This is a genomic window from Actinomadura fibrosa (assembly GCF_900659615.1).
Classification (GTDB): Bacteria; Actinomycetota; Actinomycetes; order Streptosporangiales; family Streptosporangiaceae; genus Spirillospora; species Spirillospora fibrosa.
Genome location: NZ_CAACUY010000448.1, coordinates 1 through 3,930 on the forward strand (window position 1 = coordinate 1; position 3,930 = coordinate 3,930).

Here is a 3,930-nt window from a genome sequence, read left to right on the forward strand (position 1 = left end):
GGCGCTGCCGCGGCGCGCGGCGTCCGATCTGCGGGTCATCGACGGGTTGCGCTCCCGCGGCGGTGCCGCGCCGCGGGCCGTCCGGCTGGACGTCGCGCTGCGGGCGCTGGTGCCGGCGCTGCGGCCGGGCCTGCCCGAGCTGCGCGTCGTGGTCGACGTGCCTCCGTGCGAGCTGCCGGGCGAGGCCGCCGAGGCGATCACGCTGAGCGCCCAGGAGGCGCTCACCAACGTCGCCCGACATTCCGGAGCCACCGAGGCGCGCGTGGGGTACTGGCGGACCGCGCCGGCGGGCGTCGGCATCGAGATCGCCGACGAGGGCGCGGGGTTCGACGTCGCGGCGGTCCCGCCGCAGCGGCGGGGGCTCCAGGAGTCGATCCGCGGCCGGATGCGCGCCGCGGGAGGCGGCGCCGAGATCGTGTCCCGGCCCGGTTCGGGGACGCGCGTGCGGATGTGGTGGCCCGATGGCGGCGGATGACCGCGCCCGGATCGTGTCGGCGCGCTACTCGCGGGCGATCGGCGTCACCGTGGCCGGCGTCGTCGCCACCTGGCACGCCGGCTACGACCTGATCATCCTCGCCCGGAGCTGGCGGGTGTACGACCCGAAGGCGCTGGTGGTCGCGGCGTGGGCGGCGCTGGCGGCCGTCCAGGTGGCCGGGGCGGTGCTGGTGCTGCGCTCGCCGATCGGGACCCGCACGGTCTGGGCGCTGGCCGCGGCCGCGCAGGCGGCGTCGGCGATGGCGATCGCCGCGTATCCGCCGGGCGGGGTGATCAGCGACGTGAGCTGGGCGTCCAACACCCTCGGCTGGACGGGCGTGCTGCTCTTCCTGCAACGGCCGCTCGGCGGCCTCGTCGCGTTCCTCGCCGTGAACATGGGCGTGATGGCCGCGCGGATGGCCTACGACGGGACGCTGGACGAGGTAGCTTTGGCCCGGCTGGTGACGGTGTCCTACACCACGGCGGGCGTCCAGTTCCTGTTCGCCTGGCTGGCCCAGCAGCTCCAGCGGACCGCGCGGCAGGTCGCCGCGATCTCCGGGCAGCGTTCGGAGAGCCTCGCGCGGAGCGCGGCGCAGGACGCGGTGCACGCCGAGCGGCAGCGCCGGTACGACTACCTGCGCACGCGCGTCGCGCCGCTGCTGCACGGCCTGGCGGACCGGCGGCTCGATCCGCAGGACGAGGCCGTCCGCCAGCGGGCCGCGGTGGAGGCCGCGCGCATGCGGCGGCTGTTCGCCGAGACCGACGACGCCCCGCACCCGCTGCTGCACGAGCTGCGGGCCTGCGCCGACGTCGCGGAGCGCCGCGCGGTGGCCGTCACGCTGCTCGGTTTCGGGGAGCTCCCGCCGCTGCCGCGCGAGGTCCGCAGGGACCTGGCCGCGGGGCCGATGCTCGCGCTCGCGGCGGCCCGGACCTGGGCCCGGCTGACGGTCGTGGCGACGGCGGAGTACGTGGTGGTCAGCGTCCTCGCCGACGCGACCGCCGTGATCACCGCGGAGGCCGGCGGCGCCCTGCCGCTGTCGGTCGTGCACGACGAGGAGGAGCAACGGCTGTGGGTGGAGAGCCGCTGGAAGCCGCCGGGCTCGCCGTAGGCGTCGTCGACGACCATCCGGTGGTCGTCGAGGGCGTGCGGACCTGGCTGGAACGGGACGCGCGGGCGCGGGTGGCCCATGTCGCCGACACGGTCGAGGGCATTCCCGAGAACCTCGACGTGCTGATCCTGGACCTGAACCTGCACGGGCGCCTGGTGCTGGACGAGGTGGCCGACCTGGCGTCCTGCGCCCAGCGCGTCATCACCTTCTCCCAGTTCACCGAGCCGGAGATGGTGCTGGCCGCGATCGAGGCGGGGGCGTGCGAGTTCGTCGCGAAGAACGAGGGGCGGGCGCACCTGCTGGAGGCCGTGCTCAGCGTCGCCGACGACCGTCCCTACGTGACGCCGACGGCGGCCGGGGTCCTGGCGTGCGACCGGCGGCCGGAGGCCGCGCGGCTGTCCGAGCGCGAGCGGACCGCCCTGCTGTGGTGGTTCCAGTCGATGTCCAAGCGGTCGGTCGCGCGGCGCATGGGGGTGTCGGTGCACACCGTCGAGATGTACATCAAGCGGGCCCGGGTGAAGTACGCGCAGGCGGGCCGTCCCGCGCCGACCAAGGCGGACATGCTCGCGCGGGCCATCGAGGACGGTCTGATCACGCCCGAGGAGGTCGTCGGGTACCGGTCGGCGGCGGCGGGGCGGTGATCCGCCCGCTCGGGCCGACCTCGATCCGGCGGTCCGCACGGCTGATCGCGTCGAGGCGGTGCGCGATGACGACGAGGGTGCCCGCCCGGGCCGCGAGCGCCGTGGTGGCGCGCTCGGCGGCCGGCGGATCGAGGTGGCGGGTCGCCTCGTCGAGGATGAGGACGGGCGGGGCGGCCAGGTGGGCGCGGGCCAGGACGAGGGCCTGCCGTTCACCCGCCGACAGCGCGTCGGGGCGGCCGATGGCGGCGCCGTAGCCGCCGAGCCTGCGCACCAGCGGGCCGAGGCCGAGGTCGGCGACGGCGCGATCGAGCATCGCGTCCGGTGCGCCGGGAGACAGGTAGGCGAGGTTCTCGCGGACGGTGGCGCGCACGACGTACCCGTCCTGAGGGAGCAGGACGATCCGGGTCCGCAGCCACTTCTCGTCCAGCTCCCCCAGCGGGACGCCGCCGAGACGCACCGTGCCGTGGTGCGGGACCTGCAATCCCGCCAGGAGCGCCGCCAGCGTCGACTTGCCGATGCCGCTCGGCCCGGTGATCGCGACGTGCTCGCCTTCGGCTATCGCCAGGCACGCGCCGTCGAGGACGGGCGGCGCGGGCGGCGGGTAGGCGAAGGTGACGTCCTGCGCCGAGAGGTCGAAACGGGTCACGGCGCGCCCGCCCGTCCGCACCACGGGCCGCGCTCCTCCGGACCGGCACGCGGGCCCGGAGTGGGCCGCGAGCCGGGTGAGCAGGAGCCGCAGCTCCATGCCGGTGTTGAGCACCGAGTCCGTGAACGCGCGCAGCGCCGGTTCCAGCCCCGAGACCAGGTAGACGACCGCGCCGAGCACCTCGCCGGGGGTGAGGCGTCCCGTTTCGACGAGCCAGGGGCTCAGCACGATGAGCACGGCCAGCGGTGCGCGCGCCGCGAGCGCGATCACCGCGGTTCGGGCCGCCTCCACCGCGGCCACGGCGACGGCCGTGTCGGCGCTCGGCCGCAGCACCGCGTCCAGGGCGTTCTCCGTGTGCCGCGCGGCGCCGCACGCCCGCACGTCCCGCAGGGAGGAGAACACGCGCTGGCCGAGGCCGGCCAGGTCTTCCTGTGCCGTGAGGGACCGCCGGTAGCGGACCGACCAGGCCCGCGACAGGGCGGGCAGGACGGCGGCCGCCGCCAGCAGCAGCGGGGCGGCGATCGCACCGACCGTCCAGGCGAGCGCGACCAGCCCGGCGAGGGCGGCGAGGCCGCCGAAGACCACGGTGCGGACGCTCATGAGCGCCGCGGCCGCCAGCATCCGGGCCTGCTCCGCCTGCTGGGTGATCCCGGCGACGGCGCCGCCGGGCGGCCTGCCCTCCACCGCGGCGCGCAGCGCTCCCTCCGCGACCGCGCGCACCAGGTGGTCGCGCAGCGTCTCCACGATCTCGGCGAGCGGCCGGACCGCCTGGCGGGACGCCGCGACCCCGCATGCCGTCAGCAGCGCGTAGCAGCCGAGCAGCGCGAGGCCCAGGGCGGCGTCGCCGGCGAGGAAGCCGCGGTCCGCGGCCGCGGCCACCAGCCGTCCCGAGGCCAGCGTCGGCACGGCGCCGAGCAGCGACCACCCGGCGAGCCGGGCCAGGGCGCCCCGGTTGCCCGCCAGGACGGGCGCCACGAGCGGCGCGACGGCGCGGTCAGCCGGCACGGCCCGGCTCCTCCGCGAACAGCGCGCGGTAGGCCGGGTCGGCCCGCAGCGCCGT

Annotated in this window: 4 protein-coding genes; 3 read left to right on the plus strand and 1 reads right to left on the minus strand. The window is 76.8% G+C overall.

The window, feature by feature from the left end; genetic code table 11:
• The 3 genes from E1300_RS48255 to E1300_RS48265 form a co-directional block, all read left to right on the plus strand.
• The coding region (locus E1300_RS48255; protein WP_207400431.1) for a sensor histidine kinase at positions 1–475 on the plus strand (475 nt) is incomplete at its 5' end.
• Positions 462–1,583 carry a hypothetical protein gene (locus tag E1300_RS48260; RefSeq protein WP_131763963.1) on the plus strand — a complete coding sequence of 374 codons (1,122 nt, stop codon included), beginning with the start codon at positions 462–464 and terminating at the stop codon, positions 1,581–1,583. The genes E1300_RS48255 and E1300_RS48260, both read left to right, overlap by 14 nt.
• On the plus strand, positions 1,544–2,224 hold the full coding sequence (locus tag E1300_RS48265; RefSeq protein ID WP_131763964.1) for a response regulator: 681 nt from the start codon (positions 1,544–1,546) through the stop codon (positions 2,222–2,224). Before E1300_RS48260 ends, E1300_RS48265 begins: the two co-directional genes overlap by 40 nt.
• On the opposite strand, the gene E1300_RS48270 is transcribed toward E1300_RS48265, so the two are convergent.
• Positions 2,175–3,875, minus strand: a complete 1,701-nt coding sequence (locus tag E1300_RS48270) for an ATP-binding cassette domain-containing protein (RefSeq protein ID WP_131763965.1) — start codon at positions 3,873–3,875, stop codon at positions 2,175–2,177. The genes E1300_RS48265 and E1300_RS48270 overlap by 50 nt on opposite strands.
• Between the last annotated feature and the right edge of the window lie 55 nt (positions 3,876–3,930).